Consider the following 13,744-nt stretch of genomic DNA (forward strand, 5'->3'; position numbering starts at 1 on the left):
ATACTTCAGGCAGGCGGGGTGGGCCCGCGGTGGTCCGACGGGGGGGAGCGGCTCGATGAACGCCGACGGCGACGGGCTCGGCAAGGTCCAGGTGAGACTCCGGTGGGACCCGAGCCCCTACGGGGAACCGGCCCGGCATCTCGACATCGTGGCCGCGACCTACGCGGCGGGCGACCCGTACGGGCGGCCGGAGTACGTCGTGTACCACGAGCACCGCTCGCCGGACGGCACCATCACCATGACCCGGCACAGCGAGAACGGCGTGGGCCTCGGCTATGTCGAGGTCATGGAGCTGGAGTTCGACCGGCTGTCCGCCGCGTACGGGCGGGTCGTGGTCGGGGTCGCCATCCACCAGAACGGCGGACCCCGCACCTTCGGCGACCTCTCGCACGCCGGGGTGGTCGTCGTCGAGGGCTACCGCCAGCTGCTGGCCGACGACTTCACCCGCGTCCCCGACGCCACCGCCGCCACGGTCGCGGAGTTCACCCGCGACCCCTCCGGCGCCTGGCGCCTGCGGGAACTGGTCCGGGGCTTCGACAGCAACCCGGAGGGGTTCATGGCGGAGATGGGCCGGGTACGGCAGTGAGCCGCTATCCGATGGTGGAGTTCGGGGCGACCGCGACACCGGGCACGGCGGGAGCCGGGCGCGGGGACCTCGACCGGTGGGCCCGGCGCAGGAACGGTTTCTCGATGGCGTAGTAGGAGAGGAGCGCCATCAGCACCGTCAGGACCACCGTCGCCGCCAGCTGCCCGTCCTCCAGACCGAGCGAGCCCAGCAGCCGTACGACGGGGTAGTGCCACAAGTACATGCCGTAGCTCAGATTGCGGCCCACCCAGGCGAGCGGGGCCAGCGACAGCACCTGGGACAGCCGGCTGTCGGGCCGCAGTTCGAGCCCGGCGACCAGCGTGGCGGACAGCAGCGCCACCAGCAGGAAACCGCCGGTGTACCAGAAGGCGGTCAGCGCCCCGGAGTCCCCGGTGATCGGCACCTGCCAGGCCACCAGCGCCAGCAGCCCGAGCGCGGGCAGGGCCAGCCGCCCGGCCCAGGTCCGCAGCCGCGCGAGCCGCGGGTCGTCCGTCCGCAGCCGCGCCAGTACGACGGCCACCAGGGCGCCGGCCAGCAGCTGGTCGGCGCGGGTGTCGGTGCCGTTGTAGATGCGGTGGGCGGCGTCCGGGTTCCACAGGACACAGCGCCACAGCAGGGGCAGCACACAGAGCGCGGCCGTGCACAGCAGGACCGTGCGGGCCCGCAGCCGGCGCAGCAGGACCAGCAGGACCAGCGGCCACAGCAGATAGAACTGCTCCTCCACACCGAGCGACCAGGTGTGCGCGAACGGCCCGATGGCGTTGGAGTAGGTCCCGGGCTCCAGGGCCCGTACGACGTTCGTCAGGAAGGTCGCCGCCAGCCCCGCGGACCCCAGGGTGGCCTCGCGGCCCAGCAGGGTGGTGGTCGCCACCAGCACCGCGCACACCGCGCACAGCGCCAGCAGCGCCGGGACCAGCCGCAGCCAGCGGCGCCGGTAGAAGGCGAACAGCCCGATGCCGCCGGAGCGGGCGTACTCGGCGAGCAGCAGCCGGGTGATGACGAAGCCGCTGATGGTGAAGAAGAGGTCCACGGCCACCGAGCCGCCCGGCACCAGATCCGGGTCCACGTGGTAGGCGAGGACCAGCGCGACCGCGAGGGTGCGCAGTCCGTCCAGCCCGTTCACCCGGCCGCTGCGCACCGTCGCCGACGGAAAGCCCCGGCCCGCACGTGATGCGGCCGGGGCTGCGGCTCTGCGGACGCCGTCCGCCGTGTCCGCCGTATCAGCCCGTCCGGGAGCGTGCTCCGTCGCGGCCGTCGTGTCCGGTGCCTTCGTCATGGAAGAGATCGCTTTCCACCTGCCGACTGAGTGAGGTAACCCGGTGCGCCTGTCCGCAAAGCACGCTCGCATGCGTCTTTAGGACCCACCTGTGATGAACCACAGGTTTCGCACAGGCTGTCCTTAGCGGAGCGATACAGGGTTCACGGCATGCCTGCCGGAATCAGCCAGGGCACCGTCCGCGTCCTGATCGTCGACGACGAGCCCGAGCTCACCGAACTGCTGGCCTGGGCCGTCGCCGAGGCGGGCTGGCAGCCCTTCCTGGCCGGGGACGGCCGCACCGCCCTCACCCTGGCCCGCGGCTGCGCCCCGCACGCCGTCGTCCTCGACGGGATGCTGCCCGACCTGGACGGCGTGCACGTCCTGCGCCGGCTGCGCTACGAGAACGCCCGCCTGCCCGTCCTCATGCTCACCGCCCGCGACGCCCTGGAGCACCGCCTCGACGGCCTCGCCGCGGGCGCCGACGACTACGTCACCAAGCCGTTCTCCCTCGACGAGGTCATGCTCCGGCTGCGCGCCCTGCTGCGCCGGTCCGGTGCCGAGCAGGACGCCGCCGACGAGCCCGTACGCGTCCTCGGCGGCCTGGTCCTCGCCGAGCGGACCCGCCAGGTCCAGCGCGACGGCACCCCGATCGCCCTCACCGCCAAGGAGTTCGACCTGCTGCACTACCTGATGCGCCACCCGCGCCAGGTGCTCAGCAAGGCGCAGATCCTCGGCGAGGTGTGGAACAGCTCGTTCGACAGCGAGGGCAACCTGGTCGAGGTCTACATCTACGGCCTGCGCGCGAAGATCGACCGCGGCCGGGCGCCGATGATCCACACCGTGCGCGGGGCCGGGTACGTGCTGCGGGCGGCGGACGGCGGGGCATGAGGTTCCGCGCCGGCGTCCGGTCGCTGCGGGTGCGGCTGGTGCTGCTCACCACCGCCGCGCTCGCCGTCGTCTGCGCGACCACGGCCCTGACGACGGTCCTGGTGCAGCGGGCCGACCTGCTGGACGACCTGGACCAGCGGGTACGGGACGCCGCCTCGCGCAGTCAGGGCGGGGTCCGCTTCCGCACCGGGACCACCACCGACCTCAGCTTCCTGGAGGAGCAGGGCCAGCCCGCCGGGACCGTCGCGGGCCGGGTCGAGGACGGCGAGGTCACCGTCGCCAAGGTGGTCGCCAGGGGCGGCACCCGCGAGAGCCTCACCGCCGCCCAGCGCGCCGCCCTCGCCGGCATCGCCGCAGACGGCACCCTGCACACCCGCACCCTTCCCGGCCTCGGCACCTACCGCGTCACCGCGGTCAGCGGCGACGACGCCGGCGTCCTGGCCGCGCTGCCCACCGCCGCCGTACAGGACACCGTCCACCATCTGATCGTCACCGAGACGGCGATCGCCGCCGGCGGTCTCGCCGTCGTGGGCTGCGTCTGCGCGGTGGTCATACGACGACAGCTGCGCCCCCTCGGCCGGGTGGCCGCGACCGCCGCCGAGGTCGCCGGGGCACCCCTTGACCGCGGCGAGGTCACCGGCCTCACCCGCGTCCCGGCCCGGGACACCGACCCCGGCACCGAGGCCGGACAGGTCGGCGCCGCCCTGAACTACCTGATCGACCGGGTGGAGTCCGCGCTGGCCCAGCGGCAGCGCAGCGAGGAACGCATGCGGCGCTTCCTCGCCGACGCCAGCCACGAACTGCGCACCCCGCTCGCCTCCATCGCCGGATACGCCGAGCTGATGGACCGGGGCGCGGCCCCCGTGGAGCCCGGACTCGCCTGGCGCCGGGTCTCCGCGCAGTCCGCCCGGATGACCGGACTCGTCGAGGACCTCCTGCTGCTCGCCCGCCTCGACGAGGGACGGCCGCTCCAGGAGCTGGACGTCGACCTCGCCACGCTGGTCGCGGAGACCGTGTGGGACGCGCGGGCGGCGGGCGCCGGCCACGACTGGCGGCTCGCCCTGCGCCTCGACGAACCGGCCACGGTGACCGGCGACCCGGCCCGCCTCACCCAGGTCGTCGCCAACCTGCTGGCCAACGCCCGCGCCCACACCCCGCACGGCACGCGGATCACCGTCACGGTGGAGGCCACGCGCGCGTGCTGCGCGATCCGGGTCCGCGACGACGGTCCGGGCATCCCGGCCACCCTGCTCCCGACGGTCTTCGAACGCTTCACCCGCGCCGACGCGTCCCGCAGCCGGGGGAAGAGGGGTGGCGGTGGGGACGGAGGCGGGGGAGCGGGGCTGGGGCTCGCCATCGCGGCGGCGATCGTGCAGGCGCACGGGGGGCGGATCGGGGTGGAGAGCGAGCCGGGGTGCACGGAGTTCGCGGTGACGTTGCCGAGGTCGGGCTGAGGTTGCCGTAGGGGCTTCTGTGCGGTGGGCCGGTGTTTTCCCAGGGGATTCACAGACGCGCAGGCCAGTCGCGCGCCGGGCCGGGGCGGGGGCGGGGTGGTTCAGCTGGGCCTCAGTTCGGTCCCCGAGGGTGGGCGTCGGTGGCCGCCCGACGACGGACGGGCCCATGACGAAGGGAGCCAGCGACGATGACCGAGGCTGAGACGGGGGCCGGGGGCACCGGGCGAGCGACGTCCGCGGGGACCGGGGGTGACGTGACCGGCGGGACCGCCCGGGGCGCGCACGCGGGCCGTCGTGACTTCATGCGGAAGGTCTTCCTCGCGTCCGGTGCCACGGCGGTCGCCACGATGGGCGGCGCCGGGGCGTGGTCCGCGCTCGCCGACGACTCCACGGGTACGGCCGACGCCTCCGCGAGCCCCGTCCCGAGCGGCGCGCCCAGCGGCGGCCCGGGCGGCGGTGCAGGCGGCCCCGGCAACCAGACGATCACCGAGGACTTCTTCGGCCTCACCACCGACGGTGAGCGGATCGACGACCTGTTCACGATCCACTCGACGGGGGTGCGGACCGCACCCGTGATCACGGCCGCGAACGCCTTCCTCGCCGGGCTCTCCGACACCCAGCGGACGTCGACGCAGTTCACCGTCCACTCCACCGAGTGGCGCCTGTGGAGCAACGTCGACTCCTACGGCCGTCAGGGCGTGTCCCTGGCCGACCTCACCGACGCCCAGAAGGCCCTCGGCACGGCCCTGCTGAAGTCGGCGCTGAGCGCGGACGGATTGGAGACCGCCGAGAACATCCGCAGGATCAACCAGGCGGCGGGCGAGGCGATCGGCAACACCACCGCCTTCAACGAGGACGCGTACTACTGGACCCTGATGGGCACGCCGTCCGCGGACGAGCCCTGGGGCTTCCAGTTCGACGGCCACCACCTGGTGATCAACTACTTCGTCCTTGGCGACCAGGTCGTGATGAGCCCCTGCTTCTGGGGTTCGGAGCCGACCTCGATGGCGATCGACGGCGAGACGGTCACGGTCTGCCACGAGGAGGTCACCGCGTCGCTGGCCTTCGTCAACTCCCTCACCGCGGACCAGCGGTCCGTGGCGATCGCCTCCGCGACCAAGACCAACGAGTCCATGAAGGCGGGCGCCTTCGCCGACAACACGGTCCAGGCGTACGAGGGTCTGCGCGCGAACGCCCTGAACGCCGCCCAGAAGCGCAAGCTGCTGGCCGTGGTGGAGGCGTTCACCGGCCGGGCGAAGGCGGACGCGGCGAAGGTGCGGCTCGCGGAGGTCCGGGCCCACCTCGCCGACACGTACGTCACCTGGGCCGGCGGCACGGCGGACGACTCGGCGTTCTACATCCGCGTCCACAGCCCGGTCGTCTGGGTCGAGGTCGACTGCCAGGGTCCGGGCCCGCTGGCCGGGGCGTACGGCGCCGCCCAGGGCGACGGGCCGACCCAGAAGCACGTCCACTCGGTGATCCGCACACCGAACGGCAACGACTACGGGAAGGAGCTCATCCGGCAGCACTACCTGACGTCACCGCACCATCGGTGAGACATGGATGTCCCGTCATGGCGGAGGGCCCGTACCCAGGTGGGTGCGGGCCCTTTGTCCACATGCCGGTGCTGTGCGGCCGGTGGCGGGTGCCGGATACCGGGTCCGGGTCCGGTGGCTAGGCGGCCTCGGGCCGGGCCTGGGCACGCGGGCCGGTGTCGCCCTCGACCGGGGTGCCGCCCTCGTCGTCCCCGAAGTCCGGGGCCTGGAAGGGGTTGGTGGTCGGCGGCGGCAGCACCGCGGGGGTGTGCCGGGGCTGCCCCTCCGGAGCGGAGAACAGCGAGGTCAGGTCTATGAGAGGGCTTCCTTCCGGTACAGGCCCGTGAAGGGACCTGGCGTGCCGTGACCGGGCACAGCGGTCCTACAGCTTGGTCATCTTCGAGTACGGGCTCAGAATCCGCATCTGTGACGAGCCGAAATCCACGAGCACAGCGATTCCGTCCTCGACACCGATCACGCGGCCGAGACCGTACATGTCGTGCGTGACCTGGTCCCCCACGGCGAAGTGCTTGGGTACCGGGGCGACCGGAGCCTTGAAGGGACTGGTAGGCAAATGACGCTTCGGTGCAGCAGGCTTTGTCATCGCACCCAGTATGCGCCTATGGAGGCTCGGCTCGCTGCGGGTGTTCACAACGGTTGGGCGACGCCTGGGACTCGATTGCTGCGGACAACCCCTGACCTGCGGTTCTCTCAGACCTACGAGGAACGACGTGAGCAGGGCGACGCCGTACCGACGATGACGCCGCCGTCAGCCGCCGTTGTCGGTGCCCGCCCGCAGGCTCCTGAGGCGCGGCCGGCTTCCGTGGGTTCCGGCTCTGCGATCTCTGCGATGAGCGGTCGCATCCCCGGTCTGTCCGGGGGTGGCCCGCAGAACCCGTCCGGGCCCCAACCGACGACCGGGCCGGGCCGATGACCAGGGGAGACCTGCCAGCGTCGGCCGCGCGACCTCGCTCCGGCGGGGGGCGAGGGGTGGTGCCGAGACCGAGTGCCGCGAGGCCGGTTCGACCGTGGTGGTTGCCCAACGACCCCTACGGCGCGTCCCGTTCTCGCCACCCACCGCACCGAGCCGTCGACGCAGCGTGTCCACAACACCGGATCACCGTGGTCCCACTCCTGGCTCGCACCGGCTCCCGAGGCCGCTCGCGCTGCCACGGACCGGAGCGCGGCCGTGGCGGTCAAACCGGTTCCGTGGCCCGGCGTGGCTGCGTCAGCATGGGGTGAGCGGTGGGAGTGAGCGGTGGGCTGAACTGTTGTGGAGGCAGTCGATGGACGACACGTGTGCCGGGCCGCCCAGGCTGATTCTGCTCTGCGGGCTTCCCGGGTCCGGGAAGACGACGCTGGCGAAGCGGCTCGCGGAGGAGATTCCGGCCGTACGGCTCTGTCCGGACGAGTGGATGGCGGACCTCGGCGTCGACCTGTTCGACGAGGTGACGCGGGACCGGCTGGAGGAGCGGTTCTGGGTACACGCCCAGGAACTGCTGCGGCTCGGCGGCACCGTGATCCTGGAGTTCGGGTTCTGGGCCCGCGCGGAGCGGGACGAGAAGCGCCGGGCGGCCCACGAGCTGGGTGTCCGGGTCGAGTTGCACTACCTCAAGACACCGTTCGACGAACTCGACCGCCGCCTGGAGGGCCGTAACGGACAGGCAGGCCACGGAACCGTCCCGATCACCCGGGCCCAACTCACCGCGTACGCGCACGTCTTCGAGGAACCGACCGAGCACGAGCTGAGCCTCTTCGATGTTCCGCCGCCCCACCGATCACGATCAAGAAGTCGGTAAGAACCCCGTACCGCCTACAACTTTCGCCCCCGACGGCCCGTCGAACTCGCGCCCGGCCCTGATCACAGCGCCGGAGTCCCTGTCCCAGCTGGGAGAAGTCATGAGTTCTGTCTCCGTCGGGCCCGCCCTGCGCCGCGCCGCCTGCGCCGGAGCCGTGGTCGCCCTGTCCGTCACCGGCCTCGGCACAGGCGTCGCCGTCGCCGACGACGAGCCGCAGAGTGACCAACTGTGGGTCCAGGCACCGTACGAGCAGGCGCTCACCGTCGCCCCGGCCGGCGGCACCGCCCAGTACCGTTCGCTCGCGCTCGGCCTGTACCACGACAACGCCGGCTTCCAGGTGACCGAAGGCCGTCTGACCGTCGACGTCTCCGGCCTCAGCGGCGTCGCCGAGGTGTCCTGGCCCGACAACTGCACTCCGGACGGCACCGGCACGAAGGCCGTCTGCGACACCGGCGACGTCCCGACTCGCTACACCCCGCAGGTCCGGCTGAAGCTGCGCGCCGCGTCCGGCGCGGCCGTCGGAACCCAGGGCACGATCGAGTACGCGGCCACCGCCACCGGCGGCCCCGACGGCACCCTCACGGCCCCCGACTCCTCCGCGGAAACCACGGTGACGGTCGCCTCCGGCCCCGACCTGGGCATCCCCACGCCCCAGGACCTCACGGCCGTGCGCCCCGGCACCCGCCTGACTGTCCCCACCGCCATCACGAACACCGGCAACGAGACCGCCCACGGCTTCACCCTCAAGATGTGGTCGACGTACGGCCTCGCGATCACCACCCGCTACCCGCAGTGCACTTACCCGGACCCGGACGCCAACACCCCGTCCTCGTCGGTGACTTACGTGACCTGCGCCTTCGACACCGAGATCCCCGCGGGCGCCACGGTGCAACTCCCCGCCCCGCTCCGCCTGAAGGCCACCCGCCACGCCCTCTACGACCGCTTCGACTACGAGGTCGAGCCCACCGACGGCACCACCGACCTCGACACCTCCGACAACGGCCGTTCCTGGCACGTCACCACCGACAACACCGCCGACTTCGCCGTCCACGGCACAAAGGTGACCGCCGCGGCCGGCGACACGGTCACCGCGGGCTTCCGCTTCACCAACCGGGGCCCGGCCTGGGTGGCCGACGTGGCCTCCGGCGACCCGGTCCCCGCGATCGACTACTACCTCCCGCCGGGCACGACAGCCACTTCGATCCCCACCACCTGCCACACCGCGCACAGCGCCGGCGACGACCCCACGGTCCCCCACTACACCTGCACCCTCCCCACCTGGACCAAGCCCCACCTGAAGGTCGACTTCCCCTTCCAGCTCCGCATCGACGACGCGGTCCCGAACGCGACCGGCCACGTCACGGTCCGCCCCTACGACGAGACCGCGACGACCTTCCCGTTCGACCCGAACACGAAGAACAACTCGACGAAGGTGATCGTGAACCCGTCGGCGTAAGGGGGAGGAGTCCGCGGGATCCGCTCAGGCGGGCGGCCGGGGTGCGAGAACCGCGATGTCATCGCCGAACCCCACCACCAGCCGCCCGTCGGACGCCATGGCCACGGCGGTCACCTCCGAGGGGAACTCCAGATCCGAGCCCACCTGACGACGGGCGACGAGGTCCCACACCCGTACGACCCGGTCGTCCCCGCCGGTGACGACGAGCGGGCGGCCGTCGACCACGGCCGAGGCGAGGGCCCACACGGGACCGGCGTGGCCGACCAGAGCCGCCCGCCCGGCCTCGTCCCACAACTGGACCCGCCCGCTCCAGTCACCGGTGACGGCGACCAACCGCTCCCCGACGGTGGCGGCGGCCAGCGACACCCGCTGCGCGCCGCCGCCGGCCGGGGGCGCGAGCTGCCCCCGACACCGGCCGTCGGCCAGGCTCCACGCCCGGACACTGCTGTCGTCGTGCAGGGTGACACCGACACTCCCCCCGTCTGCGACGGCCACCGCCACCACGGCCCCGACACGCTCCGCCGACGGATCGAGGCCTTCGACCACGTCACCCCTGACGGGATCCCACAGCACCACCCTGGGAACACTCTCCCGCCCCAGGAACACCAGGAACCGCCCCTGCACCACTGCCGTCGCGACAGCCCACCCCCCACCGTCGAGACTCCCCAGCCGCCGCCGCGCACCCAGATCCCAAGCCCCACCCAAAGCAGACGGCCCGACCACAACGCCGACACCTCGACCGCCCACGGCCACACCCCACACCGCCCCACCAACGACCAACGGCTCACCGATCCGCTCACCGGTCCCCAGATCCCACACCAGCACGCCCCCGTCATCACCCCCGCTGACGACGACATCCCGCCCACCCACCACACCCACAACCACCGACCGCACCGAGTCCCCGTGCCCGGCACCACCCCCACCACCACTGACCCACTCCACCCGCCACCCGGCCCCCGGGCTCACCACTCGCACCACCACTGTGTCCTTCCTCGGCCAACTGCCCAGCCCCTGAGACGACTTCGGCCGCCTCCACTTCACCGGGGTCCTTCCGGGTCCCCGGTCGGTACGCTGCGCAGCCCAGGCATTGTCCACGTGATGGGGGAGGGGCAAGTGAGGACCACAGATCCGGAGTACCCGGCCGCGGTCGAAGCGGCTGTCGAGGTATTGCGGGGGCGGGCCCGTCAGGGGAGGACGATCACCTACGGGGAACTGAGCGCCGAACTGGCGGAGCGGGGCTTCGACTCCGTTCCGCCGTATCGCGGGGTCATGACCTACCTGCTCAGGGATGTCTGCCTGCACGGCAACGCCGACGGGCGAGACCCCATGCTCTCGGCGATCGTGGTGAACAAGGCCAGCCGCGAGCCGTCCGAGCAGTTCTCCATCCTGGCCCGGAGCCTCCCCTTCTCCCGTTCGGGAGACTGGAGTTGGCGGGACGAGCAGGAGAGGGTGTTCGGGCGGTACCGCGAGGAGTGACCTGCCGCTCCGCCGACCTCCGCTCCAGGAGTTCGCTCCGAGCACCGGTCAGCCGAAGACGAGTTCGACTTCCCTCTCCAGGCAGAACCTGATGACGGCGACCAACTCCCGGACGTCGTCGACGCGTCGTCGTTCACCGGCATCACGCCGCCGCTGCTCCACGATCGCCTCCAGCCGGGGCAGCATCGCGACGCACTGAGCAGGCGTGAGGTCGGGCCCGGTGTCGTCCGGATGGTCGAGCAGTGGAGTCAGCGTGGTGGACACGCTGTTCCACGGACGGTCGCCGCCGAAGCCGTGCATGTCGGTGAGGGCGAACCCCTCGGCCTCGGCCAGCCACTCCCGGAACAGGTTGAAGCCCGTGTAGGACCAGGAGACGTCCGGGCTGGTCACGTCACCGTCTCCCGGAAAGAGTACGAGCCCCACCCTGTCCCCCTCACTTCACTGCCGCGGCCCCAGGATCGGTCGAGGAGAGGAGCACGGGCAACCGAAATGATCGCCCTTCACCTCGCACCACACCGTCTTGGTGTACGGATCTCCACAGGCCGTTCCCCAGTGCGTGGACAGCGCCTCGACGAGGAGGAGGCCACGGCCCGAGTCGTTCTCAGGGGAAGGGGCCGGGAGGGTGCCGGGGACCGGTGGGCGATCGGCCGGTCGGGGGTCGGTGACTTCGACGCGGAGGGTGGCGTCCTCGGGGTGGAGGGTGAGGCGGAGGCGGAAGTCACGGCCGGGAACGCGGCCGTGCCGGGCGGCGTTCGCGGCGAGCTCGGCGACCAGGAGGACGGCCGTCTCGTGGGCCTCCGTGCCGTACGGCCAGCCCCAGCCGTGCAGTTGCTCCGCCGCCAACCGGCGCGCCAGCCGGGCGCCTCTGGGCGTGGCCGACAGGCGGACGGCGAAGTGGTGGGTGACGGCGGGCGAAGCGACCGGCTGATGGTCGATATCGGCGTTCATGTCACTCAGCGTGGTCGGCTGACCCTACTCTGAACAGCGACGAAGGTGGTACGCGGCGTCACTGTCCGGGTGCTGTCCGGCGCTGTCCGGGCGGTGCGGCGTTACGCCCCGTACCGACGGGAGTTGGGTACGGGCGGCACGTGGAGGTGGCCGGGCGTGGGTAACGGTGACGGGATGGAGCCCTACGGCGCCGACGACGAGGAGTCGGCGGCGGTACTGCGGACCGTGGGCAGGGTCGTCAAGACGCGCCGGGAGCAACAGGGGCTCAGGCAGGCCGAGTTGGCGACAGCCATCGGATACAGCGAGGAGCAGGTGTCCTCGGTGGAGCGGGGGCGACGGGCGCCGAGTCCGGCGTTCCTGAAGGCAGCCGACGAGGTACTGAGCGCCGGCGGGCTGATCGACGCGCTGAAGAAGGACGTCGAGCAGGCCCGGTACCCGAAGAAGGTACGGGACCTGGCCAAGCTGGAGGCGGAGGCGGTCGAGATCTGCGCCTACGACAACTCCGTGGTGAACGGGCTCCTGCAGACCGAGGAGTACTTGACGGCGGTGTTCGCCTCACGGCGCCCGGCGTTCTCGGAGGAGGACGTGGAACGGCTTGTCGCAGCACGGCTGGCACGCCAGGGAATCGTCGGCGGAAACGGGATGATCCCCGCCTTCAGCTTCGTGCATGATGAGGCCGCCCTGCGCCGTCCGGTCGGAGGCAGGGCGGTCCTGCGTCGACAGCTCGAACGGCTGCTGGAGATCGGGCAGATGCGGAACGTGGAGATCCAAGTGCTGCCCATCCACTGCGAGGACAACGCCGGTCTCGACGGTCCCTTCCATCTGCTGCGGCTGAAACAGGGCACCACAGTGGCGCACAGCGATATCCAGCTCGTCAGCCGGCTGGTCTCGGACCGCAGGGAGATCCAGATCCTCGAACTGCGCTATGGGATTATCCGAGCGCAGGCTCTCACCCCGAGAGAGTCGCTGGGCTACATCGAGAAACTGCTGGGAGAGTCATGAGCCTCAAGCCCTTGGCCGGTGAAGCCACCGCGCTGGAGTGGTTCAAGAGCAGCCACAGCAATCCCGACGGCGCTGCCTGCATCGAGATCGCCCCCACCCCCACCACCATCCACGTACGGGACTCGAAGCACCTCCCGGGCCCCCAACTCGCCTTCGGCCCCCACCAGTGGTCCGCCTTCGTCTCGTACGCCGCCACCACCCGCTGCGCGTGACCCGGGGCACACCCGCCCCGGGTCACAGGAACAACACCCCTCAGCCCGCGGTGGCAGCGACCGCGCCCCGCCCTTCCCGCCACCACGAAGCCCCCAGGGCCAACACGACCCCGCCCACCGCATAAGCGACCAGCACCCACAGCGCCGCCCCCGTCGCATGCCCGGAGAAGTACACCGTGTTCCGTACCAGCGTCGTTCCCGCGCCCGGCGGGAGCGCCTGGCCGATCGCGCTCCAGAAGGCCGGCAGCAGGGGGGCCGGGTAGACGCCGCCCGAACTCGGGTTGCCCAGCACCACGAAGAGCAGGACGACCACGCCCGTGCCGAGGAGGCCGAGCAGGGTCTGGAGTGCGAGGGCGGTTGCCGCCGAGGCCATGACGACCAGGGTGCCGATTCCGCTCAGGGCCCAGAAGTGGCCGCCCAGGGCGTCGAACACCGGTCCCACGATCACCGCGCCGGCGATGCCCGAGACCACCGCGTACGGCACGAGCACCCCGAGCCGGATCAGTGTGCGGTGGCGGTTGGCCGGGCGGGAGCCCGAGGCCATGCCCATGATGGTGGCGGTGAGGTAGCCGCCGATCACCCAGCCGAGGACGAGGTAGAAGGACGTCATCCCGCGCCCGTCACCGGAGTTGGGGGAGCGGATGTCCGTGACCGTGATCCGGCGCTTCTCCGACGCCTCGATCTTCTGGGCGATCTGGGTCGCGGTCTGGGAGACCGAAGGGCCGCCGGCCGAGGCGACGAGGAGGGTGTCCTCGGTGCCGGTCGCGTTGAAGAGGAAGGCCGCGTCCGCGCGCCGGGTCAGGACCCGATCAGTGGCAACGGACTTGCTGGAGGCGGCCGTTGCCTTCACGGGGTCGCCGTCCAGGGCGTTGAGCTGGGCGACGATCTTCGCGGAGGCCTCCTGGGGGGCGACCACGGCGACCGGGATCCGGTGCGGGGTGGGGGAGTGGAAGGCGCCCACGTACGAGACGACGAAGGCCAGTTGGACCAGCAGGCCGCCGAGGACCAGGCCGAAGGCGCGGAAGGTGACGGCGTCCTTGAACTCGGCCGCGAAGCCGGAGGATTCCGTGGGGGGTCTGCCCGAGGAAGGGCTGGGGGGTGCGTTCACGGCCGCATCGTCGCACAGCTGG

At 71.8% G+C, this 13,744-nt stretch carries 14 protein-coding genes and 1 pseudogene; 9 read left to right on the forward strand and 6 right to left on the reverse strand.

The features are described 5' to 3' along the window. Nucleotides 1-43: 43 nt before the first annotated feature. Nucleotides 44-586 (forward strand): annotated as a pseudogene (locus G3I78_RS14915) (TerD family protein); the annotation flags it as partial. Between the two features lie 4 nt (nt 587-590). Here G3I78_RS14915 and G3I78_RS14920 read toward each other — a convergent pair. Further along, complete coding sequence (locus G3I78_RS14920; RefSeq protein ID WP_164424478.1) at nt 591-1,862, reverse strand: acyltransferase; 1,272 nt, start codon at nt 1,860-1,862, stop codon at nt 591-593. A 150-nt stretch (nt 1,863-2,012) separates the two neighbouring features. Between G3I78_RS14920 and G3I78_RS14925 the strand changes: the two genes are divergently transcribed. The 3 genes from G3I78_RS14925 (at nt 2,013) to G3I78_RS14935 (ending at nt 5,742) form a co-directional block, all read left to right on the forward strand. Further along, the gene (locus G3I78_RS14925) at nt 2,013-2,732 is read left to right on the forward strand and encodes a response regulator transcription factor (protein WP_164424480.1); all 720 of its coding nucleotides are present in this window, start codon (nt 2,013-2,015) and stop codon (nt 2,730-2,732) included. Continuing rightward, nucleotides 2,729-4,186, forward strand: coding sequence for an ATP-binding protein (locus G3I78_RS14930; protein ID WP_164424482.1), 1,458 nt, complete (start codon nt 2,729-2,731; stop codon nt 4,184-4,186). The genes G3I78_RS14925 and G3I78_RS14930 overlap by 4 nt, the downstream gene beginning before the upstream one ends. 302 nt (nt 4,187-4,488) lie before the next feature. After that, nucleotides 4,489-5,742, forward strand: coding sequence for a DUF3500 domain-containing protein (locus tag G3I78_RS14935; protein ID WP_203615043.1), 1,254 nt, complete (start codon nt 4,489-4,491; stop codon nt 5,740-5,742). A 361-nt stretch (nt 5,743-6,103) separates the two neighbouring features. On the opposite strand, the gene G3I78_RS14940 is transcribed toward G3I78_RS14935, so the two are convergent. Next, nucleotides 6,104-6,325: a hypothetical protein gene (locus G3I78_RS14940; protein WP_164424486.1), complete on the reverse strand. Its 222-nt coding sequence runs from the start codon at nt 6,323-6,325 to the stop codon at nt 6,104-6,106. 682 nt (nt 6,326-7,007) lie between these two features. Between G3I78_RS14940 and G3I78_RS14945 the strand changes: the two genes are divergently transcribed. Continuing rightward, nucleotides 7,008-7,520 carry an ATP-binding protein gene (locus G3I78_RS14945; RefSeq protein ID WP_164424488.1) on the forward strand — a complete coding sequence of 171 codons (513 nt, stop codon included), beginning with the start codon at nt 7,008-7,010 and terminating at the stop codon, nt 7,518-7,520. Nucleotides 7,521-7,620: 100 nt separating this feature from the next. Continuing rightward, nucleotides 7,621-8,976, forward strand: a complete 1,356-nt coding sequence (locus G3I78_RS14950; protein ID WP_164424490.1) for a hypothetical protein — start codon at nt 7,621-7,623, stop codon at nt 8,974-8,976. Between the two features lie 24 nt (nt 8,977-9,000). Here the strand turns inward: G3I78_RS14950 and G3I78_RS14955 are convergent, their stop codons facing one another. Then, entirely contained in the window at nt 9,001-9,552 is a 552-nt protein-coding gene (locus G3I78_RS14955; RefSeq protein ID WP_203614996.1) for a hypothetical protein, read from the reverse strand. A 537-nt stretch (nt 9,553-10,089) separates the two neighbouring features. On the opposite strand from G3I78_RS14955, the gene G3I78_RS14960 reads away from it, so the two are divergent. After that, complete coding sequence (locus G3I78_RS14960; RefSeq protein WP_164424494.1) at nt 10,090-10,452, forward strand: hypothetical protein; 363 nt, start codon at nt 10,090-10,092, stop codon at nt 10,450-10,452. Between the two features lie 48 nt (nt 10,453-10,500). Here G3I78_RS14960 and G3I78_RS14965 read toward each other — a convergent pair whose 3' ends face one another. Together G3I78_RS14965 and G3I78_RS14970 are read right to left on the reverse strand one after the other, a co-directional pair. Beyond that, nucleotides 10,501-10,842 carry a hypothetical protein gene (locus G3I78_RS14965; RefSeq protein ID WP_343243758.1) on the reverse strand — a complete coding sequence of 114 codons (342 nt, stop codon included), beginning with the start codon at nt 10,840-10,842 and terminating at the stop codon, nt 10,501-10,503. 48 nt (nt 10,843-10,890) lie between these two features. After that, nucleotides 10,891-11,400: an ATP-binding protein gene (locus tag G3I78_RS14970; protein ID WP_164424498.1), complete on the reverse strand. Its 510-nt coding sequence runs from the start codon at nt 11,398-11,400 to the stop codon at nt 10,891-10,893. A 174-nt stretch (nt 11,401-11,574) separates the two neighbouring features. On the opposite strand from G3I78_RS14970, the gene G3I78_RS14975 reads away from it, so the two are divergent. After that, nucleotides 11,575-12,402 (forward strand): helix-turn-helix transcriptional regulator, encoded by an 828-nt coding sequence (locus G3I78_RS14975; RefSeq protein ID WP_164425268.1) that lies wholly within the window; start codon nt 11,575-11,577, stop codon nt 12,400-12,402. After that, the gene (locus G3I78_RS14980) at nt 12,399-12,614 is read left to right on the forward strand and encodes a DUF397 domain-containing protein (protein ID WP_164424500.1); all 216 of its coding nucleotides are present in this window, start codon (nt 12,399-12,401) and stop codon (nt 12,612-12,614) included. The genes G3I78_RS14975 and G3I78_RS14980 overlap by 4 nt, the downstream gene beginning before the upstream one ends. A gap of 40 nt (nt 12,615-12,654) precedes the next feature. On the opposite strand, the gene G3I78_RS14985 is transcribed toward G3I78_RS14980, so the two are convergent. Further along, nucleotides 12,655-13,722, reverse strand: a complete 1,068-nt coding sequence (locus G3I78_RS14985) for an ABC transporter permease (protein WP_164424502.1) — start codon at nt 13,720-13,722, stop codon at nt 12,655-12,657. Between the last annotated feature and the right edge of the window lie 22 nt (nt 13,723-13,744).

This window comes from Streptomyces sp. SID13726 (assembly GCF_010548375.1).
Lineage (GTDB): Bacteria > Actinomycetota > Actinomycetes > Streptomycetales > Streptomycetaceae > Streptomyces.

What these genes read in the sequence shown, in the direction of transcription:
- G3I78_RS14950 (WP_164424490.1), top strand. Translation starts at nt 7,621, where the DNA reads ATGAGTTCTGTCTCCGTCGGGCCCGCCCTGCGCCGCGCCGCCTGCGCC.
- G3I78_RS14980 (WP_164424500.1), top strand. Translation starts at nt 12,399, where the DNA reads ATGAGCCTCAAGCCCTTGGCCGGTGAAGCCACCGCGCTGGAGTGGTTC.
- G3I78_RS14930 (WP_164424482.1), top strand. Translation starts at nt 2,729, where the DNA reads ATGAGGTTCCGCGCCGGCGTCCGGTCGCTGCGGGTGCGGCTGGTGCTG.
- G3I78_RS14945 (WP_164424488.1), top strand. Translation starts at nt 7,008, where the DNA reads ATGGACGACACGTGTGCCGGGCCGCCCAGGCTGATTCTGCTCTGCGGG.
- G3I78_RS14935 (WP_203615043.1), top strand. Translation starts at nt 4,489, where the DNA reads ATGCGGAAGGTCTTCCTCGCGTCCGGTGCCACGGCGGTCGCCACGATG.
- G3I78_RS14975 (WP_164425268.1), top strand. Translation starts at nt 11,575, where the DNA reads ATGGAGCCCTACGGCGCCGACGACGAGGAGTCGGCGGCGGTACTGCGG.
- G3I78_RS14970 (WP_164424498.1), bottom strand. Translation starts at nt 11,400, where the DNA reads ATGAACGCCGATATCGACCATCAGCCGGTCGCTTCGCCCGCCGTCACC.
- G3I78_RS14940 (WP_164424486.1), bottom strand. Translation starts at nt 6,325, where the DNA reads ATGACAAAGCCTGCTGCACCGAAGCGTCATTTGCCTACCAGTCCCTTC.
- G3I78_RS14920 (WP_164424478.1), bottom strand. Translation starts at nt 1,862, where the DNA reads ATGACGAAGGCACCGGACACGACGGCCGCGACGGAGCACGCTCCCGGA.
- G3I78_RS14925 (WP_164424480.1), top strand. Translation starts at nt 2,013, where the DNA reads ATGCCTGCCGGAATCAGCCAGGGCACCGTCCGCGTCCTGATCGTCGAC.